The organism is Ensifer sp. ENS02 (assembly GCF_014851885.1).
Lineage (GTDB): Bacteria > Pseudomonadota > Alphaproteobacteria > Rhizobiales > Rhizobiaceae > Ensifer > Ensifer adhaerens.
Genome location: NZ_JACVAO010000008.1, coordinates 22,621 through 46,579, shown reverse-complemented (window position 1 = coordinate 46,579; position 23,959 = coordinate 22,621). Strand labels below are relative to the sequence as shown.

At 63.8% G+C, this 23,959-nt stretch carries 23 protein-coding genes; 11 read left to right on the top strand and 12 right to left on the bottom strand.

Annotated elements, in window-relative coordinates:
* Position 1: 1 nt before the first annotated feature.
* The 3 genes from cobG to ung form a co-directional block, all read right to left on the bottom strand.
* Entirely contained in the window at positions 2 to 1,369 is a 1,368-nt protein-coding gene (gene cobG / locus IB262_RS17780; protein WP_112976356.1) for a precorrin-3B synthase, read from the bottom strand.
* 110 nt (positions 1,370 to 1,479) lie between these two features.
* Complete coding sequence (gene cobF / locus IB262_RS17775; protein WP_089044913.1) at positions 1,480 to 2,250, bottom strand: precorrin-6A synthase (deacetylating); 771 nt, start codon at positions 2,248 to 2,250, stop codon at positions 1,480 to 1,482.
* 97 nt (positions 2,251 to 2,347) lie between these two features.
* On the bottom strand, positions 2,348 to 3,052 hold the full coding sequence (gene ung, locus IB262_RS17770) for a uracil-DNA glycosylase (RefSeq protein WP_112976355.1): 705 nt from the start codon (positions 3,050 to 3,052) through the stop codon (positions 2,348 to 2,350).
* A gap of 235 nt (positions 3,053 to 3,287) precedes the next feature.
* Between ung and modA the strand changes: the two genes are divergently transcribed.
* From modA to modC, 3 genes are all read left to right on the top strand, one after another.
* Positions 3,288 to 4,079, top strand: a complete 792-nt coding sequence (modA, locus tag IB262_RS17765) for a molybdate ABC transporter substrate-binding protein (RefSeq protein ID WP_112976354.1) — start codon at positions 3,288 to 3,290, stop codon at positions 4,077 to 4,079.
* 164 nt (positions 4,080 to 4,243) lie between these two features.
* Entirely contained in the window at positions 4,244 to 4,945 is a 702-nt protein-coding gene (gene modB / locus IB262_RS17760; protein WP_034787131.1) for a molybdate ABC transporter permease subunit, read from the top strand.
* Positions 4,942 to 6,015 carry a molybdenum ABC transporter ATP-binding protein gene (gene modC, locus IB262_RS17755; RefSeq protein ID WP_112976353.1) on the top strand — a complete coding sequence of 358 codons (1,074 nt, stop codon included), beginning with the start codon at positions 4,942 to 4,944 and terminating at the stop codon, positions 6,013 to 6,015. Before modB ends, modC begins: the two co-directional genes overlap by 4 nt.
* 100 nt (positions 6,016 to 6,115) lie before the next feature.
* Here the strand turns inward: modC and IB262_RS17750 are convergent, their stop codons facing one another.
* Positions 6,116 to 6,517, bottom strand: a complete 402-nt coding sequence (locus IB262_RS17750) for a winged helix-turn-helix domain-containing protein (protein ID WP_112976403.1) — start codon at positions 6,515 to 6,517, stop codon at positions 6,116 to 6,118.
* Positions 6,518 to 6,702: 185 nt separating this feature from the next.
* On the opposite strand from IB262_RS17750, the gene IB262_RS17745 reads away from it, so the two are divergent.
* The 6 genes from IB262_RS17745 (at position 6,703) to IB262_RS17720 (ending at position 14,721) form a co-directional block, all read left to right on the top strand.
* Positions 6,703 to 8,034 carry an FAD-binding oxidoreductase gene (locus IB262_RS17745; RefSeq protein ID WP_112976352.1) on the top strand — a complete coding sequence of 444 codons (1,332 nt, stop codon included), beginning with the start codon at positions 6,703 to 6,705 and terminating at the stop codon, positions 8,032 to 8,034.
* Positions 8,035 to 8,454: 420 nt separating this feature from the next.
* Complete coding sequence (locus IB262_RS17740; protein WP_034787158.1) at positions 8,455 to 9,687, top strand: 3-methyl-2-oxobutanoate dehydrogenase (2-methylpropanoyl-transferring) subunit alpha; 1,233 nt, start codon at positions 8,455 to 8,457, stop codon at positions 9,685 to 9,687.
* Between the two features lies 1 nt (position 9,688).
* Positions 9,689 to 10,702, top strand: coding sequence for an alpha-ketoacid dehydrogenase subunit beta (locus tag IB262_RS17735; RefSeq protein ID WP_034787163.1), 1,014 nt, complete (start codon positions 9,689 to 9,691; stop codon positions 10,700 to 10,702).
* Position 10,703: 1 nt separating this feature from the next.
* Entirely contained in the window at positions 10,704 to 12,002 is a 1,299-nt protein-coding gene (locus IB262_RS17730) for a dihydrolipoamide acetyltransferase family protein (RefSeq protein ID WP_112976351.1), read from the top strand.
* A gap of 7 nt (positions 12,003 to 12,009) precedes the next feature.
* The gene (lpdA, locus tag IB262_RS17725) at positions 12,010 to 13,404 is read left to right on the top strand and encodes a dihydrolipoyl dehydrogenase (RefSeq protein ID WP_112976350.1); all 1,395 of its coding nucleotides are present in this window, start codon (positions 12,010 to 12,012) and stop codon (positions 13,402 to 13,404) included.
* A 135-nt stretch (positions 13,405 to 13,539) separates the two neighbouring features.
* Positions 13,540 to 14,721, top strand: coding sequence for an acetyl-CoA C-acyltransferase (locus IB262_RS17720; RefSeq protein WP_112976349.1), 1,182 nt, complete (start codon positions 13,540 to 13,542; stop codon positions 14,719 to 14,721).
* A gap of 99 nt (positions 14,722 to 14,820) precedes the next feature.
* Here IB262_RS17720 and purU read toward each other — a convergent pair whose 3' ends face one another.
* The 5 genes from purU to hmgA all read right to left on the bottom strand — a co-directional run bounded on the left by purU (position 14,821) and on the right by hmgA (position 19,891).
* Entirely contained in the window at positions 14,821 to 15,705 is an 885-nt protein-coding gene (purU, locus tag IB262_RS17715) for a formyltetrahydrofolate deformylase (protein ID WP_034787183.1), read from the bottom strand.
* Positions 15,706 to 15,903: 198 nt separating this feature from the next.
* On the bottom strand, positions 15,904 to 16,542 hold the full coding sequence (maiA, locus tag IB262_RS17710; RefSeq protein WP_112976348.1) for a maleylacetoacetate isomerase: 639 nt from the start codon (positions 16,540 to 16,542) through the stop codon (positions 15,904 to 15,906).
* A gap of 20 nt (positions 16,543 to 16,562) precedes the next feature.
* Positions 16,563 to 17,588, bottom strand: a complete 1,026-nt coding sequence (locus tag IB262_RS17705; protein ID WP_034787188.1) for a fumarylacetoacetate hydrolase family protein — start codon at positions 17,586 to 17,588, stop codon at positions 16,563 to 16,565.
* Positions 17,589 to 17,657: 69 nt separating this feature from the next.
* A complete protein-coding gene (locus IB262_RS17700) occupies positions 17,658 to 18,527 on the bottom strand; it encodes an MBL fold metallo-hydrolase (protein ID WP_192493720.1) in 870 nt (289 codons plus the stop codon).
* Entirely contained in the window at positions 18,524 to 19,891 is a 1,368-nt protein-coding gene (gene hmgA, locus IB262_RS17695; RefSeq protein WP_112976346.1) for a homogentisate 1,2-dioxygenase, read from the bottom strand. Before hmgA ends, IB262_RS17700 begins: the two co-directional genes overlap by 4 nt.
* Before the next feature lie 176 nt (positions 19,892 to 20,067).
* On the opposite strand from hmgA, the gene IB262_RS17690 reads away from it, so the two are divergent.
* On the top strand, positions 20,068 to 20,532 hold the full coding sequence (locus tag IB262_RS17690; protein WP_060581235.1) for a MarR family transcriptional regulator: 465 nt from the start codon (positions 20,068 to 20,070) through the stop codon (positions 20,530 to 20,532).
* Between the two features lie 4 nt (positions 20,533 to 20,536).
* Here the strand turns inward: IB262_RS17690 and IB262_RS17685 are convergent, their stop codons facing one another.
* Complete coding sequence (locus IB262_RS17685; RefSeq protein WP_034787199.1) at positions 20,537 to 21,016, bottom strand: Lrp/AsnC family transcriptional regulator; 480 nt, start codon at positions 21,014 to 21,016, stop codon at positions 20,537 to 20,539.
* A gap of 131 nt (positions 21,017 to 21,147) precedes the next feature.
* Here IB262_RS17685 and hppD point away from each other — a divergent pair, with 131 nt between their 5' ends.
* Positions 21,148 to 22,260 carry a 4-hydroxyphenylpyruvate dioxygenase gene (hppD, locus tag IB262_RS17680; RefSeq protein ID WP_112771875.1) on the top strand — a complete coding sequence of 371 codons (1,113 nt, stop codon included), beginning with the start codon at positions 21,148 to 21,150 and terminating at the stop codon, positions 22,258 to 22,260.
* A gap of 158 nt (positions 22,261 to 22,418) precedes the next feature.
* Here hppD and IB262_RS17675 read toward each other — a convergent pair whose 3' ends face one another.
* A complete protein-coding gene (locus IB262_RS17675) occupies positions 22,419 to 23,375 on the bottom strand; it encodes a glycosyl hydrolase (RefSeq protein WP_112976345.1) in 957 nt (318 codons plus the stop codon).
* 23 nt (positions 23,376 to 23,398) lie between these two features.
* The gene (locus IB262_RS17670) at positions 23,399 to 23,914 is read right to left on the bottom strand and encodes a DUF995 domain-containing protein (protein WP_034787207.1); all 516 of its coding nucleotides are present in this window, start codon (positions 23,912 to 23,914) and stop codon (positions 23,399 to 23,401) included.
* Positions 23,915 to 23,959 lie beyond the last annotated feature (45 nt).

The following is a 23,959-nucleotide window of genomic DNA, read 5'->3' as shown; positions in this document are numbered from 1 at the left end:
TCTATCCCTGTTCGAACGCTGCCGAGACGCGCGCAGCTCCGAGCCGTGTAAGACAGGACTGCGCCGATTCGCCAGCGTCTTTGTTTTGCCGCACCAGCCGGCCGAGCCGGGCAAGGGCGGATCCCATTCCATTCTCATCGGTGTAGGCGCTTGGCAAGCCATTGGCAGCCCCATTTACGACAAGCCCGTATCCTGATGGCGCACCGACAAGCGTCAGTTCGGACGGCTTCGGCCGGGCGCAACCCTTGGCGCAGCCGGAGAGATGCAGGGTGAGCGACCCGTCGAGCAATTCCGGCGCCGTCTCGACGAGGCGCTCGGCCATGCCCTTGGTTTCCATCCACGCCGAGGCGCAACCCTTGCTGCCGGCGCAGGTGGCGATCGCATTGCGCGGATCCTGCTCGGCAATGCGAAAACCGTGTGACGCTGCCAGGCTCTGCGCCACAGCCGCGGTCTCGGGGCAAAGGCCGAGGACGAAGAAGGCGTGCCCGGGCGCAAGCCGGATCGCATTGGCGCCAAGCGCCTGGACCTGATGCAGGTAGGATGCCAGCGCGGCGGCCTCCACCTGAGCAAAGGCCAGACCGAGGCCGAGAACGGTGTCGGCGTTACCCAGCGCATGAATGCCGGGTATTGCGGCCGAACGCGGAGCGGCCGGGCGTTCGGACGATGTCTCACAGCGACAGAGCGCGCGGATTTCCGACGGGTCCAGATCGCGCCCGCGCACCGTCGTGCCCCGGATCGCCAGTTTCTCGAGAATGGTGACCAGGGCCGGCACGACCGCGTTGCCGGCCAACGTCCCGACGATCGATGCCTTCGTTGACGTGCCGCCAAGCGACAGCACCCAGGCCACCCCCACGACAGTCGAAACCGCCTGAAGGCGAATGTCGGCGACGACAGCGCCGAGACCAAACCGGCCACCGCTATCGATGACGACGGATAATTTGGGTGCAAGCTTCAACGGCACCTGGCGCGCACCCAACGCTTCACGAAGCTCGGTGGCAATCGGCCGCGGATCGGCGATCTCGTCCGGGTCGATGCCGGCCAGGGGCGGCACCTCGATCGCGAGCCCCTCGGCAATGGCGATCTCCGCATCGCCGATCGCCTGCGCCAGCATTGGCACCGAAGCCGCACTCAGGCCGCGAAGCTGCAGGTTTCCGCGCGCGGTAATCTCGATGATGCCATTGCCGAAGCGCTCGGCAGCCGTGGCAAGGGCAATGACCTTCGGTAGCGTCAGACTGTCATCCGTTGGCCTCAGCCTGACGAGCAGGCCGTCGCCGGTCTGCATCGGCTCTGCCAAGGACGGGCAGGCGCCGCGGCGCATCGAAGCGACGGTGCCGGTTTCTCCGGTCAATGGAAGGGCGCAGCTGGTCATCAAATCCGTCATCACTTGAGGCTCTCCTCCCTGAAGAAGCCTCTTAAGACGCTATAACACAGCCGCAAACCTTGAGTGAGATCAAACACGACGCAGATCGGCCCTCCCCGTCACTCGTCGAAGTCGGCGCCCTTGCGCAGGAGATAGATGTCCATGATCCATCCCATCTTCGCGCGCGCCGCCGCCCGCGTTTCAAGGATCCGGTCCTTCACCTCAGCCACGCGGCCGGAAATGACGATCTCATCCGGCGTGCCGAGATAGGCGCCCCAATAGATCTCCGCCTCCGGGTCCTCGACCCGCTGAAACGCCTGTTCGCCATCGAGCATGACGACCGAGGTCTGGCTCTTCTCGGGAAAGCTTTCGTGCAGCCGACGCCCCGTGGTGATCTCCACCGGCTTGCCGACGAGGTTCAGCGGAATGCGGTGGCTGGCGCAAAGCGCCTGCAGACTGGTGATCCCGGGAATGACGTCGTAGGCGAAGGCGACCTCACCGCGTGCCCTGACCCGCTCGACGATGCGAATGGTGCTGTCATAGAGCATCGGGTCGCCCCAGACGAGAAACGCGCCAGTTCCCTCTTCGCCCAACTCCTTCGACAGAAGCGCTTCGTAAATCCCAGCGATCTGGGCGTGCCAGTCATCGACGCTGCCGTCATAGCTGACGCCTTCGGTGCGCCGCACGGGCACCGCGAACTCGACGGTGCGACTGTCCTTGCGCGTGACGTAGCGGGCGCAGATGTCGCGGCGCACTTCGGCAAGCTCGGTCTTCTTCGCTCCCTTGGTCGGGATAAAGAGCACGTCGGCGCGGTTCAGCGCGTTGATCGCCTGCACGGTCATGTGTTCGGGATTGCCCGAACCGATGCCGATGATCAGAATTTTGCGCATGCCCGCCTCCGCCATTTCGTTCGGGCGTCTTAGGCGGATCGCCGCCGCCAAGGCAAGGCCTCGGGGCGACGACAAAGCCGTCATTCGCGCCAAGCCTTCAGTTGATGTCCGCAGCCGGATTTTCCGGCAACCGCCAGTCGATCGGATCGAAGCCTTTGCCTTCAAGGAAGGCATTGGCCTGGGAAAAATGCCGGCAGCCGAGAAAGCCGGAATGGGCCGAGAGCGGCGATGGATGCGGTGCCCTCAGGACAAGATGGCGCGAGCGGTCGACGAAGGCCGCCTTCTTCTGCGCATAGGAGCCCCAGAGCATGAAGACGACGGGATGCTCGGCCTCGTTGACCGCACGGATGATCGCATCCGTGAATTTTTCCCAGCCGCGGCCCTGGTGTGACGCAGCGTTCCCGCGCTCTACCGTCAGCACGCTGTTCAAAAGCAGCACGCCCTGCCTTGCCCAGCTTTCGAGAAAACCGTGACGCGCCGGCGGAATACCGAGATCGGTATTCAGTTCCTTGTAGATGTTGACCAGCGACGGCGGCGTCCTGACACCGGGGCGAACGCTGAAGCAGAGCCCATGCGCCTGGCCGTCACCGTGATAGGGATCCTGGCCGAGAATGACCACGCGCACCTTGTCGAGCGGCGTCAGGTCGAGCGCGCGAAAATACTCAGGCCCGCGAGGGAAAATCTGCCGGCCCTCGTTCTTCTGGGCCACGAGGAACTGCTTGAGGTCAGCCATGTAGGCGCTGGCGAATTCCGGTGCCAACGCTTCCTTCCAGCTTTCTTCAAGCTTCACTGCCGTTTCCATTGCACGTCCGCTCCATGTCAGGGGATCGAGGCCGCAATTTAGGCCGCCCGGACATCATCGCAAGCCCAATCGCGCCCGCCGCGGGAATGCTGCACCGGTTTTGCCGGGCGGCCACAACCACACGGGTATTACGCTAGCCCTTTTGAGGAGCATTGTATTTCAACAGATACAACGGTAATCAGGAGGCGATATCGTTGTATCCTAAGAGATATCACGCATCGTTGGAGGGAAATCGATGATCAAGAGAAGAGACTGGCTGAAGGGACTGGTGCTGGCGCTCGGCCTCGCCTGGGCCGGCGCAAGTGTTCTGCCGGCGTCCGCACAGGCGGAAGAGAAGGTGACGGTCTTTGCGGCTGCGAGCCTGAAGAACGCGCTCGATGCGATCAATGCCGAGTGGCAGAAGGAAAGTGGCAAGGAAACGACCGCTTCCTACGCGGCCAGCTCGGCACTGGCCAAGCAGGTGGAACAGGGCGCGCCCGCCGACGTCTTCATCTCTGCCGACCTCGCCTGGATGGACTACCTCGCCGAAAAGAAGCTGATCAAGGACGACACCCGCGCAAACCTGCTCGGCAACCGCATCGTGCTCGTCTCCGGCAAGCAGGACGCTGCCCCGGTCGAAATCAAGCAGGGCTTCGATCTCGCAGCCATTCTCGGTGACGGTCGCCTTGCCATGGGTGCCGTCGATTCCGTTCCGGCCGGCAAGTACGGCAAGGCTGCGCTCGAAAAGCTCGACGCCTGGAAGGCCGTAGAGGGCAAGGTCGCCGGCGCTGAAAGCGTGCGTGCCGCCCTCCTGCTCGTTTCGCGCGGCGAAGCGCCGTACGGCATCGTCTACCAGACCGATGCCGCGGCAGACCCGGGCGTCAAGGTCGTCGGCACCTTCCCGGAAGACAGCCATCCGCCGATCATCTACCCGATCGCGATCACGGCCGAGAGCAAGAGCCCTGATGCGGCCGCCTACATCGACTTCGTCAAGTCGGCAAAGGCTGCTGAACTCTTTGAAAAGCAGGGCTTCACAGTCCTGAAGTAGCCGGCTGAAATAGGCGCTAGTGCCGTCTGTCCAGAGGCAGGCGAAGCATCTAACGTCATGTTCGCGTCGCCCGCGCCCAAACGCGGACGACGCGAACATTTGTCAGAGGCAATAGGGGGCAGACAGCCGCGTCCCACAAGCCTCGTATCGGGGAGCGATATCCATTGGACTGGCTTGCAGTGAGCGATGCGGAATGGACGGCGATCCTCTTGAGCCTGCGTGTCGCAACCGTCGCAATGATCTGCAGCCTGCCCTTCGCACTCGTGGTCGCCATGCTGCTTGCCCGCGGGCGCTTCTGGGGCAAGACACTGCTGAACGGCCTCGTTCATCTGCCGCTGATCCTGCCGCCTGTCGTCACCGGCTTCCTGCTGCTCCTGCTTTTCGGCCGCCGCGGCCCGCTCGGCGCCTTTTTCGCCGATTATTTTGGCCTCGTCTTTTCCTTCCGCTGGACCGGTGCCGCCCTTGCCTGCGCCGTCATGGCCTTCCCGTTGATGGTGCGCAGCATCCGCCTGTCGATCGAGGCGGTCGACCGCAAGCTCGAGGACGCAGCGACCACGCTCGGCGCGAGCCCCCTCTGGGTCTTTGCCACCGTCACGCTGCCGCTGATCATTCCCGGCATCATCGCCGGCATGATCATCGCCTTTGCCAAGGCGATGGGCGAGTTCGGCGCCACGATCACCTTCGTCTCCAACATTCCCGGCGAGACGCAGACGCTTTCGGCCGCCATCTACACCTTCACCCAGGTGCCCGGTGGCGATGCCGGCGCCATGCGGCTGACAATCATTTCCGTCATCATTTCCATGGCCGCGCTGATCCTCTCGGAACTGCTGGCGACATTTGCCGCGCGCCGGGTGGCAGCCCAATGAGCCTTACCGTCGAAGCTCATCATCAACTCGGCAATTTTGCGCTCGACGCCGCCTTCACCTCGGATGGAGGCGTGACCGCACTGTTCGGCCGCTCCGGCTCCGGCAAGACCTCGCTCATCAACATCATCGCCGGGCTTATGAAGCCCGAAAGCGGACGTGTCCTGCTCGATGGCGACGTTATCGCCGACAGCGAGAGGAGAATCTTCACGCCGGTGCATCGCCGGCGCTTCGGCTATGTCTTCCAGGAGGCCCGGCTGTTTCCGCATTTGAGCGTACGCCGCAACCTCGCCTATGGCCGCTGGTTCGCCGGCAAGAGCGGCACCAGCAATGAGTTTACCCGCATCGTCGACCTGCTCGGCATCGGCCATCTGCTCGAACGCAACCCTTCGGCCCTTTCCGGCGGCGAAAAGCAGCGCGTCGCCATCGGCCGCGCCTTGCTCGCGGCACCGCGCCTGCTTTTGATGGATGAGCCGCTGGCCGCGCTCGACGAGGCGCGCAAGGCCGAAATCCTGCCCTATCTCGAACGGCTGCGCGACGATGCCCGCATACCGATCGTCTATGTCAGCCACTCGGTCGGCGAAGTCGCCCGGTTGGCCCGGCGCGTGGTCGTGCTCGAAAACGGTCGGGTCACCGCATCGGGCGCGGCCGCCGAGGTGTTGAGCGCGCCCGCCGCAACGCTTGCCACCGGCAGGCGCGAAGCCGGTGTCCTGCTGGAGGGCGAAGTCGAGGGAACCGATCCGGTGCACGAACCGACGACCGTCCGGGTCGGACGGGAACGGCTGCGCATCGCCGGTGTCAGCGCGACGGCCGGCGTCAGGCTTCGCCTTCACATAGCCGCCCGCGACGTCATGCTGGCGACCTCAAGGCCAGTGGAAATCAGTGCGCTCAACGTACTCGAAGGGCGCATTCTGACGCTGACATCGGAGGAGGATGGCAGCGTCGATGTCCGGGTGACTTGCGGCGATGCGACGATTGCCGCCCGCATCACCCGCTTTTCCTGCGACGCGCTGCAGCTTGTTCCCGGCAAAACCGTCTATGCCGTCATCAAGTCGGTCGCGATCGATCACTAAAGCCTGTCACATGAAAACGCATTCGCGCGCCAGGCTCTAAGCTCTTGTTTTTATGCATGTCGTTGCCGCGATACCGCTGCACACTTTTGCGCGACATGCATTAGGCCTTTTTGGAAACAGCCTCGGCCGTATGGAACGCTGGTGTATCGCTGCTCCGAACGGATTCGAGCCAGGCCAGATCCTCGCCGATCGCAAGGCGTGCCTTCTCCTCCATCTCGCGGTAGCGCCGGATAAGCTCTTCGCCGAACGGCGTCACCAAGGCTCCGCCACCCTGCTTGCCGCCGCGCTGTGATTCTACCGAAGGCTCGCTGAACATCCGGTTCAGGGCATCGACCAGCAGCCAGGCGCGGCGGTACGACATGTCCATCGCCCGGCCGGCGGCGGAGATGGAGCCGGTCTCGCGGATCAGTTCGAGCAAGAGGATCTTGCCGCGGCCGAGCCGGTCGGCGGGCGGAAAATCGATGCGCAGGACGGGGCGAAGATCGGGGCGGCTCTCACTCATGCGCGCGAGCATAGAAGCACGCGCAAAATTCCGAAAGACCGTCTCGCGGCGAACCGGACGGGTTGGCGATAAAAGATTGCCAGCAACCGAGCGCCGGCCGACGACGGCCAGATTGCAGGTCTTGATCTCGCGGCGGCGGCATGCACCGATGGCCACGACACCTCCTGCCCGAAAGTGCCCTCCCCATGCCCGGTCCCACGCTCGATCCCATCGCCACAGACACCACCCTGCCCGCCAGGGCTGACGTCGTCATCGTCGGCGGCGGCATCATCGGCGTCAGCACCGCGCTCTTCCTTGCCGAACGCGGCATCGACGTCGTGCTCTGCGAGAAGGGCACGCCCGGCGCCGAGCAATCGAGCCGCAACTGGGGCTGGGTTCGGGTGATGGGCCGTGACGAGCGCGAAATCCCGCTGGCGATCGAGGCGCTGAAGATCTGGGACACGCTCGACGCGCGCATCAGTGGCGAGACCGGCTTTCGTCGCAGCGGCATTCTCTATGTCTCAGAGAATGAGCGCGACATCGCCAATCGCGACGCCTGGCTTGCCATGGCCCGACCCTACGGCGTCGACAGCGTACAACTCAGCTCCGACATGACAGAGGCGATGATGCCGGGCGCCGCCATCCGCTACCAAGGCGGGCTCTTCACGCCGAGCGACGGCCGGGCAGAACCGCAGAAGGCGGTGCCCGCGATTGTCGCCGGTGCACGCCGCGCCGGTGCCCGTATCCTGACGGGCTGCGCCGTGCGCGGGGTCGAAAAGGCAGCGGGCCGGATCTCCGCCGTCGTCACCGAGAGAGGCCGCATCGAGACGTCGACCGTCATCGTCGCCGGCGGCGCCTGGTCCAGGCTCTTTCTCAAAAGCCTCGGCATCCGGCTGCCGCAGCTGAAGGTGCGGAATACGGTGTTGAGAACCGGGCCGGTCTCCGGCGGTCCGGAAGGGGCCGGGGCAACCGCGACCTATGCCTATCGCAAGCGCCTCGATGGCGGTTACACGATTGCCGACGGTGCCGCCAACCTGCACGCGGTCGTGCCCGACAGCTTCGCATTCTTCCGGGATTTCCAGCCGGCGCGAAAGGCGGAGGGCGATGCCGTGCAGGTGGGCATCAACGCCCAGAGCTGGAACGAATTGTTCGAGATCGGCACCGTCCCGCTCGACCGGCCCGGCGCCTTCGAGCGCCACCGCGTGCTCGATCCCAATCCGGATTCGCGGCGCGCCCTGCGGGCCCTCGACGCCGCCGGCAGGGCCTTGCCATTCCTGCGCAAAACCAAGGTGCAACAGATATGGGGAGGACTGATCGATGTGATGCCCGATGCCGTCCCCGTCATCTCACCCGCCGAAACCGTTCCGGGCCTCATTGTCGCGACGGGTTTTTCCGGCCACGGTTTTGGCATCGGGCCTGGCGCCGGACACCTCGTCGCCGACCTCGTAACCGGCGAGAAACCGATCGTCGATCCGACGCCATTCCGGCTCTCGCGCTTCCTCGATGGAACGCCGGTCACCATCGCCCCGCCGGTCTGAGCGCTACCGCCGACGGATCGCCGCGAAAGAAAATTACCGGCAACGACCGGCAGGAAGGTGAACGACACAACGCGTGGGCGCACTCCCGGCAGGATTCTATCTTTCTTCGCCTGCCCCTGCCCCGCAACACGGAAAGACCTTCATAAGCCCCGGAACTCGTGGCAGTCTGTGAGCATTCCCGTCGGGAGAGCGGGGGTTTTTAGGAGGAGTCTGTGCAGACCTTGGGCGGAGGAGCCTTGCCGGTCACATTGCACGTCCTCGTACACCTCAGGCCCATCGTTATCCCGTCCCAGAGCATTTCCAGCGAGGGTCCTAGCGCCTTTGCGTCCGGAAATGCGTGAGAACAGAAATGAAGAGCGGTTCGACTCGAACCGATCTTGATTTGGTGCACTGCGCACTCCGGAGGAGGCCGGAAACCGCATGAGCGATCTCGATCGACTTAGCCTGCATGTCCCCGAACCCGCCGTTCGGCCCGGCGGCCAGCCGGATTTCTCCAACGTCAAGATCCCGAAGGCCGGCTCCGTGCCGCGCCCGGAGGTGGACGTCGCGCCGGAAGAGATGCGCGACCTCGCCTATTCGATCATCCGCGTCTTGAACCGCGACGGCGAAGCGGTCGGTCCCTGGGCCGGGCTGCTTTCGGATGACGAGTTGCTCTCCGGCCTCAGGCACATGATGCTGCTGCGCGCCTTCGATGCGCGCATGGTCATGGCGCAGCGCCAGGGCAAGACCTCCTTCTACATGCAGCATCTGGGCGAAGAGGCCGTCAGTTGCGCCTTCCGCAAGGCGTTGGTGAAGGGCGACATGAACTTCCCGACCTATCGACAGGCCGGTCTTCTGATCGCCGACGGCTATCCCATGGTCGAGATGATGAACCAGATCTTCTCGAACGAGAGCGACCCTCTGCGCGGCCGGCAGCTGCCGATCATGTATTCCTCCAAGGAGCATGGCTTCTTCACCATCTCCGGCAACCTCGCCACCCAATATGTGCAGGCGGTCGGCTGGGCGATGGCGTCGGCCATCAAGCGCGACACCAAGATCGCAGCCGCCTGGATCGGTGACGGCTCGACGGCGGAATCGGACTTCCACTCGGCGCTCGTCTTTGCCTCCACCTACAAGGCGCCCGTTATCCTCAACATCGTCAACAATCAGTGGGCGATCTCGACCTTCCAGGGCATCGCCCGCGGCGGCTCCGGCACCTTTGCCGCCCGCGGCCTCGGCTTCGGCATTCCGGCCCTGCGCGTCGACGGCAACGACTATCTCGCCGTCTACGCCGTCGCCAAATGGGCGGCCGAGCGTGCAAGGCGCAATCTCGGCCCGACCCTGATCGAATACGTCACCTACCGCGTCGGCGCCCATTCGACCTCCGACGATCCGAGCGCCTATCGCCCGAAGACGGAATCCGAGGCCTGGCCGCTCGGCGACCCAGTCCTGAGATTGAAGAAGCACCTAATTCTGCGCGGCGCCTGGTCGGAAGAGCGTCATGCGCAGGCGGAAGCCGAGATCACAGACGAAGTGATCCAGGCCCAGAAACAGGCCGAGGGCCACGGCACGCTGCATGCCGGCGGCAAGCCGTCGGTGCGCGATATCTTCGAGGGCGTCTATGCCGAGATGCCGCCGCACATTCGCCGCCAGCGGCAGAAGGCAGGATACTGATATGGCCAGAATGACAATGATCGAAGCCGTGCGCAGCGCCATGGATGTCTCCATGGAGCGCGACGACAATGTCGTCGTCTTCGGCGAGGACGTCGGCTATTTCGGTGGCGTCTTCCGTTGCACGCAAGGCCTCCAGGCGAAATACGGCAAGACCCGCTGTTTCGACGCGCCGATCAGCGAAAGCGGCATCGTCGGCACGGCGATCGGCATGGCCGCCTACGGGCTGAAGCCCTGCGTCGAGATCCAGTTCGCCGACTATATGTATCCGGCCTACGACCAGATCACCCAGGAAGCGGCCCGTATTCGTTACCGCTCCAACGGTGATTTCACCTGCCCGATCGTCCTGCGCATGCCGACCGGCGGCGGCATCTTCGGTGGCCAGACGCACAGCCAGAGCCCCGAAGCGCTTTTCACCCATGTCTGCGGCCTGAAAGTCGTCGTGCCCTCCAATCCCTACGACGCCAAGGGCCTGCTGATCGCCTCGATCGAGGATCCCGATCCGGTGATGTTCCTGGAACCGAAGCGGCTCTACAACGGTCCCTTCGACGGCCACCATGACCGGCCAGTCATTCCCTGGTCGAAACACGATCTCGGCGAGGTGCCGGAAGGCCACTACACCGTTCCGATCGGCAAGGCGGAAGTCCGCCGAGAGGGCTCCGCCGTCACCGTCGTCGCCTATGGCACCATGGTGCACGTGGCGCTCGCGGCTGCCGAGGAAACCGGCATCGACGCCGAGGTGATCGACCTGCGCAGTCTGCTGCCGCTCGACCTCGATACGATCGTCAAGTCGGTGGAAAAGACCGGGCGCTGCGTCGTCGTGCACGAAGCGACGCTGACGTCGGGCTTCGGCGGCGAAGTGGCCGCCCTCGTGCAGGAGCACTGCTTCTACCATCTCGAAGCGCCCGTCGTGCGCGTCGCCGGCTGGGACACGCCCTACCCGCACGCCCAGGAATGGGACTATTTCCCCGGCCCCGCGCGCGTCGGACGCGCGCTCGTCGAAGTGATGGAGGCCTGACATGGGCGAATTCGTAATCAAGATGCCCGATGTCGGCGAAGGCGTGGCCGAGGCTGAACTCGTCGAATGGCATGTGAAGCCCGGTGACCCCGTGCGCGAGGACATGGTGCTCGCCGCCGTGATGACCGACAAGGCGACCGTCGAAATCCCCTCGCCCGTCACCGGCACCGTGCTCTGGCTCGGCGCCGAGGTGGGCGACACCGTTGCGGTGAAGGCGCCGCTCGTGCGCATCGAAATATCAGGCGAAGGCGAAACGGCTGCTCCCGTGGAAGAGAAGCCTGTCGCGAAGGTGGAAGAAAAACCCGCAGTGAAGACTGAGGCGCCCGCGTCGGTCTCCAAGCCGGCCCAGCCCGCCAAGGTCGAGGTCAAGGCACCGACCACGAACGGTGTCCACGCCAACGGCGCACATGCCGCCGGCGAACGATTGGAGAAGGCCCTTGCCTCGCCGGCGGTGCGCCTGCGCGCCAAGGAAAGCGGCGTCGATCTGCGCCAGGTGACCGGCACCGGTCCGGCTGGCCGCATCACCCATGACGATCTCGATCAGTTCATCGCCCGCGGCGCTCAGCCGGCGCTTGCGCCGGCCGGCCTGCAGCGCAAGACCGCCGTCGACGAGATCAAGGTAACCGGCCTTCGCCGTCGCATCGCCGAGAAGATGTCGCTTTCGACCTCGCGCATTCCCCACATCACCTATGTGGAAGAGGTCGACATGACGGCGCTCGAGGACCTGCGGACGACGATGAACCGCGACCGCAAACCCGACCAGCCGAAGCTGACCATCCTGCCCTATCTGATGCGCGCGCTCGTGCGCACCATTGCCGATCAACCCGCCGTCAATGCCACTTTCGACGACGGCGCCGGCATCATCAGCCGCCATCACGGCGTGCATATCGGCATCGCGACGCAGACCCCGGCCGGCCTCACCGTTCCGGTCGTGCGCCATGCCGAAGCCCGCGGCATCTGGGATTGTGCCAACGAGCTCAATCGCCTGGCGGACGCTGCCCGCACCGGCACGGCCACCCGCGACGAGCTCACCGGATCGACCATCACCATCTCTTCGCTCGGCGCGCTCGGCGGCATCGTCTCCACGCCGGTCATCAACCATCCGGAAGTCGCGATCATCGGCGTCAACAAGCTCGCCGTCCGCCCGGTCTGGGATGGCACGCAGTTCGTGCCGCGCAAGATCATGAACCTGTCCTCGAGCTTCGATCACCGCGTCATCGACGGCTGGGATGCGGCCGTCTTCGTGCAGCGGCTGAAGACCCTGCTCGAAACGCCGGCGCTTATTTTCGTGGAGGCCTGAGGCGATCATGAAGGAAATTTCCTGCAAGCTGCTCGTCATCGGCGCCGGCCCCGGCGGCTACATCTGCGCAATCCGCGCCGGCCAGCTCGGCATCGACACGGTCATCGTCGAAAAGGCGAAAGCCGGCGGCACCTGCCTCAATGTCGGCTGTATTCCCTCCAAGGCCCTCATCCACGCGGCGGAAGAGTTTCATAAGCTGCGCTCGGCCGCTTCCGGCCGCAGCCCGCTCGGTCTGTCGCTCGCCAATCCGACAATCGACCTCGCCCGCACCATCGCCTGGAAAGACGGCATCGTCGGACGGCTGAACGGCGGCGTCATCGGCCTTCTGAAGAAGGCGGGTGTCAAGGCGGTGATCGGCACCGCCCGTTTCGTCGACGGCAAGACCGTCGATGTCGAGACCGAGATCGGACTGCAGCGCATCCGCGCCGAGACGATCGTCATTGCCACCGGCTCGGCGCCGGTCGAGCTGCCCGACCTGCCTTTCGGCGGGTCGATCATTTCCTCGACCGAGGCCCTGTCGCTGAAAAGCGTGCCGAAGAGCATCGCCGTCATCGGCGGCGGTTACATCGGTCTCGAACTTGGCACCGCTTTCGCCAAGCTCGGCAGCCACGTGACCGTACTCGAAGCGCAGCCGCGCATTCTGCCGCTGTATGACGCCGATCTGACGAAACCGATCGCCAAGCGTCTCGGCGAACTCGGCATCGAGGTCTTCACCCAGACGGTCGCCAAGAGCTACTCCGCCGAAACCGGCAGCCTGCAAGCCGAACACAACGGCCGCGCAATCGATGTCGCCGCCGAAAAGGTGCTGGTCACCGTCGGCCGCAAACCCGTGACCGAGGGCTTCGGCCTTGAGGAAATCGACCTCGACCGCACTGGCCGCTTCATCCGCATCGACGACCAGTGCCGGACGTCCATGCGCGGCATCTATGCGATCGGCGACGTCACCGGCGAGCCGATGCTGGCGCACCGCGCCATGGCGCAAGGGGAAATGGTGGCGGAGATCGTCGCCGGTTACAAGCGTAGCTGGGACAAGCGCTGCATCCCGGCCGTCTGCTTCACCGATCCGGAGATCGTCACCGCAGGGCTCTCGCCCGACGAGGCGCGTGCGAGCGGCATCGAGATCAAGATCGGCCAGTTCCCCTTCCAGGCGAATGGCCGCGCCATGACGACGCTTGCCGAAGACGGTTTCGTTCGCATCGTCGCTCGCGCCGACAACCACCTGGTGCTCGGCATCCAGGCCGTCGGCCACGGCGTCTCGGAACTCTCGGCAAGCTTCAGCCTGGCGATCGAAATGGGCGCGCGCCTCGAAGACATCGCCGGTACGATCCATGCGCATCCGACGCAATCGGAAGCTTTCCAGGAGTCTGCGTTGAAGGCGCTGGGGCACGCGCTGCATATCTGACGTCGAGGGGCGGTTGGGGCAAAAGTGCCCCTCATCCGGCCTGCCGGCCACCTTCTCCCCGCCACGCGGGGAGAAGGACACACGCGGGGCACGCACTCGCGCCAACCATTGCCTTTTGCCGTATGGGAGAAAGACATGAGCAGAACTGACCCGATCGTCATCGTTTCGGCGGCCCGCACACCAATGGGCGCCTTTCAGGGCAGCCTCAAGGATTTGACCGCGCCGGAAATCGGCGCCATAGCGCTCAAAGCCGCACTCGATCGTGCCGGCCTTGATGCTGTCGACGAGGTGTTGATGGGCAATGTGCTGCCGGCCGGCATTGGCCAGAACCCGGCGCGCCAGGCAGCCCTTGGCGCCGGCCTCGGCAAGGAAACGCCGTCGACGACCATCTCCAAGGTCTGCGGCTCCGGCATGAAGGCGTTGATGCTTGGCCACGATGCTCTGCTGTCCGGTAGCGCGTCGGTGCTTGCGGTCGGCGGCATGGAGTCGATGACCAACGCGCCCTATCTGCTGCCGAAAGCGCGCGGCGGCTTCCGCCTGGGTCATGGCGAAGTCAAGGACCACATGTTCCTCGACGGCCTCGAAGACGCCTATTCCGGCCGGCTGATGGGCACCTATGCCGAGGACACGGCCGAGCACTATCAGTTCTCGCGCGCCGATCAGGACGGCTTTGCGCTGCGATCTCTGGAGCGCGCAACCCGCGCAGCTGAGGATGGTTCCTTTGCCGCGGAAGTCGTGTCAGTCGCTGGCGCCGGCAAGCGCCAGACCGCCAATCTCGACCGCGACGAACAGCCGACCAAATCGGATCCGTCAAAGATCCCGAAGCTGAAACCCGCCTTCCGCGACGGCGGCAGCGTGACGGCCGCCAATTCGTCGTCGATATCAGACGGGGCAGCGGCGCTGATCCTGATGCGCGCCAGCGAAGCGGAAAAGCGTGGGCTGACCCCGCTTGCTATCGTCGCGGGCCATGCGGGCCACGCGCAGGAGCCGGCCTGGTTCACGACCGCCCCGATTGGCGCAATCGACAAGCTGCTGGCAAAGCTCGCCTGGGAGAAGGGCAGCGTCGGCCTCTACGAAATCAACGAGGCCTTCGCCGTGGTGGCGATGGCGGCGATCCGCGACCTCGGCCTGTCGGACGAGATCGTCAACATCAACGGCGGCGCCTGCGCACTCGGCCATCCGATCGGCGCATCCGGCGCCCGCATCATCGTGACATTGCTTCACGCCATGCGCGCCAACGGCGTCAAGCGCGGCATCGCCTCGCTCTGCATCGGCGGCGGCGAGGCGACGGCGGTCGGGCTAGAGCTGTTGCAATAGCGTAGCGCGTTCCGGTCGCCTCGCGCTCCAACCTACGAGAAACGCCGCCGGTCGAACCGGCGGCGTTTCTCGTTTTCAGCATGCGATTTGCCTGACGCCTCACCCCATACGCTCGGAAGCATAGGAGCCCGGGCTCGGCGGGAAGACGACGACACGGTTGCCGTTGATGAAGCAACGGTTGTGGATATGAGCGTGCACGGCGCGCGCCAGCACCTGGCTTTCCACGTCACGGCCGATCGAGACATAGTCCTCAGCACTCTGGGCATGAGTGATACGGGCGATGTCCTGCTCGATGATCGGACCTTCGTCGAGGTCGGCGGTGACGTAATGCGCCGTCGCGCCGATCAGCTTCACGCCGCGCTCATAGGCCTGCTTGTAGGGGTTGGCGCCCTTGAACGACGGCAGGAAGGAGTGATGGATGTTGATGATGCGGCCCGACATCTTCTTGCAGAGCGCGTCGGACAGGACCTGCATGTAGCGGGCAAGCACGATCAGTTCGGCGCCGGTCTGGTCGACCAGTTCCAGCAGCTGGGCTTCCGCCTTCGGCTTGTTCTCCTTCGTCACCTTGATGCAGTGGAACGGGATATCGTGGTTGACCACCACCTTCTGGTAGTCGAAGTGGTTGGAGACGACACCGACGATGTCGATCGGCAGTGCGCCGATCTTCCAGCGATAGAGCAGGTCGTTGAGGCAATGGCCGAAACGCGACACCATGAGCAGCACCTTCATGCGCTCCTCGCTGTCGCGGATCTCGGCGTTCATGTCGAAGCGCTTCACCACCGCTTCGAAACCTGCCTTCAACTCGTCGAGTTTTGCGCCTTCCTGGCTGATAAAGCTGAGACGCATGAAGAACAGGCCGGTTTCGAGGTCATCGAACTGCGAACTGTCGGAGATATAACAGCCCTTTTCGGCGAGATAGCCGGTGATCGCGGCGACGATGCCACGGGTGGTCTTGCAGCTGACGTTCAGCACATAGCTTTTCATCGGTATGTCTCTCGCTCCAGAGGTTTTTCCGGCCCCCCTTATACGGCCAGTCATACAAAAACTAGCGCGGCCTTTTCGCCGCCGTCGATCCATTCGCGACATTCGCTTGACGGAACCGGCCAGAGAAGGCGGCCCGCAGGATGCGGGCGCGCCCGAAGGTGCTAGGAGAAGGGATCAAGCGAGAAGCCGCGTGGCCCCTCAGCGCGGCGTGCGGTCCGGGTGCGCGCGGGCGAAAGCCTCGATCTCCGCGCAGTTCTGGTCGATCGCGACCAGCCGCGGACAGGCCGAAAGATCGACGTCCCATCGGCGGGCATTGTAGACCTGCGGCACAAGGCAGAAATCCGCCATGGTCGGCATGTCGCCATGGCAGAAGCGCCCGGTCGCGGAATGGTCGAGCAACCGTTCGAAGGCGGCAAGCCCCTCGCCGATGAACTTGCGCATCCAGTTGCGCCGCGCCGCCTCGCTGTCCTCGGCATTGGCCATGACGTGGGACACAACGCTGAGATTGCAGACGGGGTGGATGTCCATGGCTATCGCATAGGACAGGCTGCGCACCCGCTGACGACCGATGGCGTCATCCGGCAGGAAGCCGGAGGTTGCCCAGGTCTCGGCGAGGTACTCGATGATGGCGAGCGATTGCGTGAAGCGCTCGCCATCGATCTCAAGGACAGGCACGAGCCCTTGCGGGTTGCGGACCAGATGCTCCGGCGCCTTGTGTGCCTTGGCAAGCAGGTCGACCGGCACAGAACGATAGCTTTCACCGAGGCTGTTGAGCGCGATGCGCACCCGATAGCTCGCCGACGAACGCCAGTAATCGTAAAGGACGGTCTCGCTCATGCCTTGCCCGTTCGTGTCAGTCAGCCGTTTGCGACTGTGTTGTAAGCTTCGACGGTCTGCTCGATAGCTCCGAAGATGGAATGACCGGTTTTGTCCTTCATCTCGATGCGCACGACGTCGCCGACCCTCAGGAACTGGGTTTTCGGCGCACCGCCGGCGATCGTCTCGATCATCCGGAGTTCAGCGATGCAGGAATAGCCGGCACCGCCTTCCGCAACGGGCTTGCCCGGTCCGCCGTCGAGCTTGTTGGAAACGGTGCCCGAACCGATGATCGTGCCGGCGGAAAGCGGCCGGGTCTTGGCCGCATGCGCGACCAGCTGCGCAAAATCGAAGGTCATGTCGATGCCGGCATTGGCGCGGCCGAAGGGTTTGCCGTTGAGGTCGACTTGGAGCGGCAGGTGCAGCTTGCCGCCGTCCCAGGCGTCGCCCAGTTCATCCGGCGAAACGGCAACCGGCGAAAAGGCCGACGACGGCTTTGACTGGAAGAAACCAAAACCCTTGGCAAGCTCGGCCGGGATCAACCCGCGCAGCGACACGTCGTTGACGAGCATGACGAGCTGGATCGCCGCCCGTGCCTCGTCGATGGTCGCACCCATCGGCACGTCGTCGACGATGACGGCGACCTCGCCCTCCATGTCGACGCCAAAGGTCTCGTCGGCAAGCGGGATCGGATCGCGCGGCGCAATGAAGCTGTCGGAGCCGCCCTGGTACATCAAGGGATCGGTCCAGAAGCTTGAAGGCATCTCGGCATTGCGGGCCTTGCGCACCAGCTCGACGTGATTGACGTAGGCCGAGCCGTCGGCCCATTGGTAAGCGCGCGGCAACGGCGACAGCGCATCATGTTCATGGAAGCGGATCGTCGGCTGCGAACCGGTCTCGATCCCTTCGGCGACGCGCGCAAGCCGAGGGCCCGCATGCGCCCAGTCGTCGAGCGCTGCCTGCAGCGTGCGGGCGATGTGCCCGACCTCCGAGCAGCGGGTAAGATCGCGGGAGACGACCACGAGCTTTCCGTCGCGCGTACTGTCCTTGAGTGTCGCCAGTTTCATGCAGTCCTCCCTCTCAAACTTCTCATTGTTCCAGACCGAAGACCGCTTCGCGGCCGTCGCGGAATTCCTTTACGCGGACGAATCGTCCGCAATCTTCACAACAAGGCCGTCGGTGGCGATCGTCAAGGCGCCCGCCCAGTTTTTGCGAGCCGCCGCAATCCAGTGGGCCTCAGATATCTCGGGGTCGTCGGCGGGGATGAGGTGATGCAGCACCAGCCGGCCGACGCCGGCAGCCGCCGCGATCGCCGCCGCCTGTTCGGCGAAACTGTGGCTCGCCAGCAGATGCTCCTTCAGCCGCGCGCCATTGCCGGTGCGCGCCACCAGCCGGTCGACGCCTTCGGCGAGCATCGCCTCATGCACGAGGATGTCAGCTCCTTTGGCGAAATCAGCAAGCGGCGGGAAATAGGCTGTATCGGACGAGAACACGACCGAGCCTTCCGCATCGTCGAACCGAAGCGCAAAGCAATCGGTCACCGGCGGATGGTCGACGCGCAGCGCCGAGAGCGTCAGGCCGTTCTCGGAGAAGATCTCGCCTTCCGAAAACTCGATGACCTCGACCAGCATCCGCAGGTCGGGCCGGCCCTCATCGACGATACGGATCTCGATGTCGAAGGCCATCGATTGCAGGAAGCCCTGCCAGTAAGCGCGGGTGCCTGCGGGGCCGAACACACGTACCGGCTGCGACAACCCCGCGGTCCAGGCCGTGTGAATGAGCGGCCCGAGTTCCAGCACATGATCCGAATGCAGATGGGTAATGACGATCAGGTCCAGCGTCTTCAGCGCCACACCGGCATCGGTCAGTCCGCGCGTGACGCCAAGGCCGCAATCGACGACAACCGTCCGGCCGCCGATTTGAAGCAGAGACGACGTCGGCCACGGGCCGCCCGGCCGGATCGCCGGACCGCCCTTGCTGCCGAGCAAAACCAGGCGTGTACTCAAGACCAATCGCCTTCCGGCGTCCCGTTGAACCGCTTCTTCAGATCCGTCCAGCAGTCGATGTAGTTGTCCTGCAACGTCTCCAGTTCGGCGGCGTAGCGGGTCAGTTGCTGCGGGAAGCGGGTCTCGAACATGAAGGCCATCGTATGGTCGAGCTTCACCGGTTTCAACTCGCTATTCGTCGCTTTGTCGTAGCCCGACGCATCGGGCCCATGCGCCAGCATCATGTTGTGCAGGCTCATGCCGCCAGGCACGAAGCCCTCTTCCTTTGCGTCGTAGCGACCGTAGATCAGCCCCATGAATTCGCTCATGATGTTGCGGTGGTACCAGGGCGGACGGAAAGTGTGTTCAGCCACCAGCCAGCGCGGCGGGAAGATTACGAAATCGATATTCGCCGTGCCCTCTTCGCCCGAGGGCGCCGTCAGCACCGTGAAGATCGACGGATCCGGATGGTCAAAGAGGATCGCGCCAACAGGCGAATAGGTCTTGAGGTCGTATTTGTAGGGCGCGTAGTTGCCATGCCAGGCGATGACGTCGAGCGGCGAATGGCCGATCTCGGTTACGTGGAAACCGCCGCACCACTTCACATGCACGCGGCAGGGCGTCTCCTTCTCCTCGAAGGCGGCGACCGGCGTCTTGAAATCGCGCGGATTGGCCAGGCAGTTTGCGCCGATCGGACCGCGATCCGGCAGCGTGAACTTGGCGCCGTAGTTTTCGCAAATATAGCCGCGCCAGACCTTCTCGTCGCCAAGCCGCGTCACCTTGAACATGGTGCCGCGCGGCACGATGCAGATCTCGGAGGGTTCGACGTCCATCTTGCCGAGCTCGGTGAACACCTGGATCGCGCCCATTTCCGGAACGATCAGCAGCTCGCCGTCGGCATTGAAGAAATAGTCGTCCACCATGTCGGCGTTGAAGGCATAGGCATGCGCTGCCATGCCCGAATGCGTCGGCGCATCGCCCGCCGTCGTCATCGTGCGGATGCCCTGCAGGAAGTTCAGCTTTTCCGTCGGCTCCGGCAGCGGATTCCAGCGCAACTGGCCAAGCGCCAGGGAATGCTCGGCGACGTGCGGCGCCGTCTTCCAATGCGGATAGTCGATTTTGTTGAAACGTCCGGTGTGGCGAACGCTCGGGCGGATGCGATAAAGCCAGGACCGCTCGTTGGTGCCGCGCGGCGCGGTAAAGGGGGAGCCCGAAAGCTGCTCGGCATAGAGGCCATAGGCACATTTCTGCGGGCTGTTCTGCCCTTGCGGCAGGGCGCCCGGCAGGCTCTCGGTCTCGAAATCATTGCCGAAGCCGGGCATGTAGCCAAGCGCTTCGTTGGCCTTGGCCTGTGTCCCGGCCTGTTTTCCTGCCTTGTCCAGCATCGTCGATCCTCCTCCTCATGGCACCCTGCTTCGGCTTCGCGAAGCGACCTGTTCACAGGTCCGGCGCAATTCCAAATACCGCGGCGGCGGCCTTTTCCCAGGGTGGACGCAGGCGTCGCCTTCGGCATATTAGTTGCAATCGTAACTATCGATTTTGTAACTATCAAGGATGCCCGATGGCCGCCGATGGCTTCGAACTCAATGCCTTCCTACCCTATCGGCTGAACCGCGCCGCGGAATTCGTCGCGCTGCGCTTTGCCGCCCAGTACAAGGCGCGCTACCAGCTCACGCGCCCGGAATGGCGCACTCTGGCCGCCCTCGGCAGCACAAGCCGCCCGATGACGGCCACCGAAGTCGGCGCGCACTCGGCCATGCACAAGACCAAGGTCAGCCGCGCCGTCGCCTTGCTCGAAAAACGCCGCTGGCTGACGCGGCGCGAAGACGAAAACGACCGCCGCATCGAACATCTGGAACTGACGAAGACCGGCATCCGGGCCTATGGCGAATTGACGGAGCTCGCCGTCCGCTATCAGGCGGAACTCGACACGCTGATGGGGCCGGCCGGGATACAGGCGCTCGCCGTCGGGCTGGAAGCAGTGGAACGCGCTATCGGCAGGTTCGACCCTCCGCCCTCTGCCTGAGGCTTCAGCCCTTCATCCGCTCGGGGATCGGCACGCCCTCGAAGCTCTTCAAGGTTTCAAGCACGATCGACGTCTTCACATGCTGCACGCTGTCGTGCGGCAGAAGCACGTCGTTGACGAAGCGCGATAGCCCCGCAAGATCCGGCGTCACCACCCGCATGTGGTAGTCCATCTCGCCGGTGAGCGCATAGGCCTCCAGCACCTCCGGCAGGCCGGAAATGAGCTTGCCGAAGCGCTTGGCATTGTCGCGATTGTGGGTGGCGAGCGTGACCGAGATCACCACCATCAGATCGAGGCCGAGCTTCTGCCGGTCGATCTGTGCCTGGTAGCCGGTGATGTAGCCTTCCGCTTCAAGCCGGGTGCGCCGGCGCGAACATTGCGACGGCGAAAGCGCGATGCGTTCCGACAGTTCGTTGTTGGTCAGATGCCCGTCACGCTGCAATTCGCTGAGGATCTTGAGATCGAACCCGTCAAGCTGCTCCATTCGTGCATCCTAATACGCAATTTTGCATGTTTCGTGCGCCATTCTGTCTAAACCGCGCAAGAATACAAGCATCATGCATGGGAATTGCGTCATACTCCAGCAAAGTTTGGAAGAATAAGAGGAGACTTCCGATGGGCCCCTTCCCGCATGACGCCCCGCCGGCAACGATTACCGCTGACAATCCCGCCGGCACCGACGGCTTCGAGTTCGTCGAATTCGCCCATCCGGAACCGGAAAAGCTGGCCGAGCTCTTTACTCGCATGGGCTACAGCCCGGTCGCCAAACACAGAAGCAAGAACATCACCGTCTGGCGCCAGGGCGACATCAATTACATCCTGAACGCCGAGCCTGGCTCGCACGCCATGCGCTTCGTCGACGAACACGGCCCCTGCGCCCCGTCGATGGCCTGGCGCGTCGTCGATGCCAAGCACGCCTTCGAGCATGCAGTCTCGAAGGGCGCCATCCCTTACGAAGGCAAGGACAAGTGTCTCGATGTCCCGGCGATCGTCGGCATCGGCGGTTCGCTGCTCTATTTCGTCGAGACTTACGGTGCCAAGGGCTCGGCCTACGAGGCCGAATTCGAGTGGACCGGGGAGCGCAATCCGAAGCCCGAGGGCGTCGGCTTCTATTATCTCGACCACCTGACCCACAACGTCTATCGCGGCAATATGGACAAGTGGTGGGCCTTCTACCGCGAACTGTTCAACTTCACGCAGATCCACTTCTTCGACATCGACGGCCGCATCACCGGCCTCGTCAGTCGCGCGATCACCTCGCCCTGCGGCAAGATCCGTATCCCCTTGAACGAGTCCAAGGACGATACGAGCCAGATCGAGGAATATCTGCGCAAGTACAAGGGCGAAGGCATCCAGCACATCGCCGTCGGCACCGAAGGCATCTACGATGCCACCGACAAGCTGTCGGACAATGGCCTGAAGTTCATGCCGGGCCCGCCGGAGACCTACTACGACATGTCTCACGACCGTGTGCACGGCCATGATGAGCCGATCGAGCGGATGAAGAAGCACGGCATCCTCATCGACGGCGAAGGTGTCGTGAACGGTGGCATGACAAAGATCCTCTTGCAGATCTTCTCGAAAACCGTAATCGGCCCGATCTTCTTCGAATTCATCCAGCGCAAGGGCGACGAGGGTTTCGGCGAGGGCAACTTCCGCGCTCTGTTCGAGTCGATCGAAGCCGACCAGATCCGTCGCGGCGAACTGGGTCCGCAGGCGGCCGAGTAAGTCAGGTCCGGCATCGGCCGGACGGCACCGCCCAATCAAATCAGCCTCTCGCCTCAAGCGAGGGGCTTTTTACTTTGGAGACCTGAGGCGCCTGCGAGCCAGCCGCGCCCAGTGTACACCCCAACGTGCCCCAAGAGGGGCACGCATCGGCGAGAGCCTCAGTTCGTGGCGTCGTTGACCACCCGCCAGTTTGGCCGACCAAGGTCGTGCGGCCAATCGATGACGTCGCGGTCGTTGAAGTAGACGACCTCGGCGAGATTGGGGAACTGCGAATCCGCTTGCGTCGCGGCGTTCATCCAGGGCTGCATATAGGCTTGGCTGCCTTCCCATCCGAGCTCGGCCACCCAGATCGGCTTGTTGTATTTGGCGACCAGGTCGTAGCCGGGTTTCAGTGCCTCGGTGAAGGTCTTCGGCGCGCCGTATTCGATCTTGTCAAACGGTTCGAGCCCGAAGACCGAGAGGCCGACGAGATCGACGTAGTCATCGCCCGGATAGTAATCGACCAGGTTCGGCAGCCCCTTGGGCGACCACATGATCTGCGCTTTTGGCGCTTTCGCCCGCACGATGTCCATCGCGTGCCGGTAGGCCTTGATCCAGTCCTGGGGATCCCAGCCGGCCCAGGAGAAACGCCCGGACGTATCTTCCATTTCCTGGCCCCAGCGCACGATGACTGGGCTCTTCAGCCCGGCAATCGTGTTGGCGATTGCTTCCATGTTGGCGTCATACTCACCTCTGAGCATGCGGTCGCGAAGCTGCGTCGGCGTCAGTTTCCAGTCCAGCGACCAGGACCAGGGTTCGATGGTGATCAGCAGGTTGCGATTGCGCTGGAGCGCGTACTCGTCGGCGACCTGCAGAGAGGCGAGGTCCACGTCTTCCCAAGGCAGGAACAGCGCCTCGGTCGAGACATCGCTCTGGGCGCCGAAATCGCCATGCGGATCATAGGCACCGAACTTCGTTCCGCCCGGGTGAATGACCGGACGTTTATCGCTCATCGTCTGTTCTGCACTGGTCGCAGGATTGGCTTTCTCCTGCGCCAACGCGGATACCAAGCTTGCACTGAGATCCAGCTGGAGAGCCAGAGCCGTGCATAGCGCGAATGCCAATTTGCGTTTCATTTCATCCTCCTGCAGCAGAACGTCTATTTCTTGGCCAGGAACTGTTCCTTCAGCCGGAGTGCCTTGGCCGTGATGTTGTCGTGTGCGACGAAGCGTTTGTACTCGTCACCGGCGCGGGGCTTGGCATGGCTGAAGACGTACCACTTCCCGTTGGGCACCTTGCGTTGATAGACCGTGTCGCCGATCCGGGCGTGACCGAAGCAGCTCCGGGCGTTGCCGGCATTGGCCGAGGTCGTCCAGGTGGCCTGCATGCACATCATGCCGAGGTCGCTGACGTACCAGTTGCCTTCGGCAAAGGAACGATCGCCCTTGCCCTTGTCGACGAACGCCACGAGCTTGCGCCCGTGGGCTTCGAACCGGGCACCGCCTGTCGACCATTCCCAGGTCTTGTTGCGGTAGAGCGAGTAGACCTCATAGGCGCTGAGCGGCTTTGGCTTGACTTCCATCTTCGCCTTGACCGGCTCGGCGCCGAAATAGACCGCGGCCGCTGCCAAAGGCACCAGCAGCGGGAGAGCTATGACTTTCAACGACCCTTTCATTGCATTTCTCCTCGCATTGGAGACCACACACACTCGACTGCTTGC

What these genes read in the sequence shown, in the direction of transcription:
- cobG (WP_112976356.1), bottom strand. Translation starts at nt 1,369, where the DNA reads ATGACCAGCTGCGCCCTTCCATTGACCGGAGAAACCGGCACCGTCGCT.
- cobF (WP_089044913.1), bottom strand. Translation starts at nt 2,250, where the DNA reads ATGCGCAAAATTCTGATCATCGGCATCGGTTCGGGCAATCCCGAACAC.
- ung (WP_112976355.1), bottom strand. Translation starts at nt 3,052, where the DNA reads ATGGAAACGGCAGTGAAGCTTGAAGAAAGCTGGAAGGAAGCGTTGGCA.
- modA (WP_112976354.1), top strand. Translation starts at nt 3,288, where the DNA reads ATGATCAAGAGAAGAGACTGGCTGAAGGGACTGGTGCTGGCGCTCGGC.
- modC (WP_112976353.1), top strand. Translation starts at nt 4,942, where the DNA reads ATGAGCCTTACCGTCGAAGCTCATCATCAACTCGGCAATTTTGCGCTC.
- IB262_RS17750 (WP_112976403.1), bottom strand. Translation starts at nt 6,517, where the DNA reads ATGAGTGAGAGCCGCCCCGATCTTCGCCCCGTCCTGCGCATCGATTTT.
- IB262_RS17745 (WP_112976352.1), top strand. Translation starts at nt 6,703, where the DNA reads ATGCCCGGTCCCACGCTCGATCCCATCGCCACAGACACCACCCTGCCC.
- IB262_RS17740 (WP_034787158.1), top strand. Translation starts at nt 8,455, where the DNA reads ATGAGCGATCTCGATCGACTTAGCCTGCATGTCCCCGAACCCGCCGTT.
- IB262_RS17735 (WP_034787163.1), top strand. Translation starts at nt 9,689, where the DNA reads ATGGCCAGAATGACAATGATCGAAGCCGTGCGCAGCGCCATGGATGTC.
- IB262_RS17730 (WP_112976351.1), top strand. Translation starts at nt 10,704, where the DNA reads ATGGGCGAATTCGTAATCAAGATGCCCGATGTCGGCGAAGGCGTGGCC.
- lpdA (WP_112976350.1), top strand. Translation starts at nt 12,010, where the DNA reads ATGAAGGAAATTTCCTGCAAGCTGCTCGTCATCGGCGCCGGCCCCGGC.
- IB262_RS17720 (WP_112976349.1), top strand. Translation starts at nt 13,540, where the DNA reads ATGAGCAGAACTGACCCGATCGTCATCGTTTCGGCGGCCCGCACACCA.
- purU (WP_034787183.1), bottom strand. Translation starts at nt 15,705, where the DNA reads ATGAAAAGCTATGTGCTGAACGTCAGCTGCAAGACCACCCGTGGCATC.
- maiA (WP_112976348.1), bottom strand. Translation starts at nt 16,542, where the DNA reads ATGAGCGAGACCGTCCTTTACGATTACTGGCGTTCGTCGGCGAGCTAT.
- IB262_RS17705 (WP_034787188.1), bottom strand. Translation starts at nt 17,588, where the DNA reads ATGAAACTGGCGACACTCAAGGACAGTACGCGCGACGGAAAGCTCGTG.
- hmgA (WP_112976346.1), bottom strand. Translation starts at nt 19,891, where the DNA reads ATGCTGGACAAGGCAGGAAAACAGGCCGGGACACAGGCCAAGGCCAAC.
- IB262_RS17690 (WP_060581235.1), top strand. Translation starts at nt 20,068, where the DNA reads ATGGCCGCCGATGGCTTCGAACTCAATGCCTTCCTACCCTATCGGCTG.
- IB262_RS17685 (WP_034787199.1), bottom strand. Translation starts at nt 21,016, where the DNA reads ATGGAGCAGCTTGACGGGTTCGATCTCAAGATCCTCAGCGAATTGCAG.
- hppD (WP_112771875.1), top strand. Translation starts at nt 21,148, where the DNA reads ATGGGCCCCTTCCCGCATGACGCCCCGCCGGCAACGATTACCGCTGAC.
- IB262_RS17675 (WP_112976345.1), bottom strand. Translation starts at nt 23,375, where the DNA reads ATGAAACGCAAATTGGCATTCGCGCTATGCACGGCTCTGGCTCTCCAG.
- IB262_RS17670 (WP_034787207.1), bottom strand. Translation starts at nt 23,914, where the DNA reads ATGAAAGGGTCGTTGAAAGTCATAGCTCTCCCGCTGCTGGTGCCTTTG.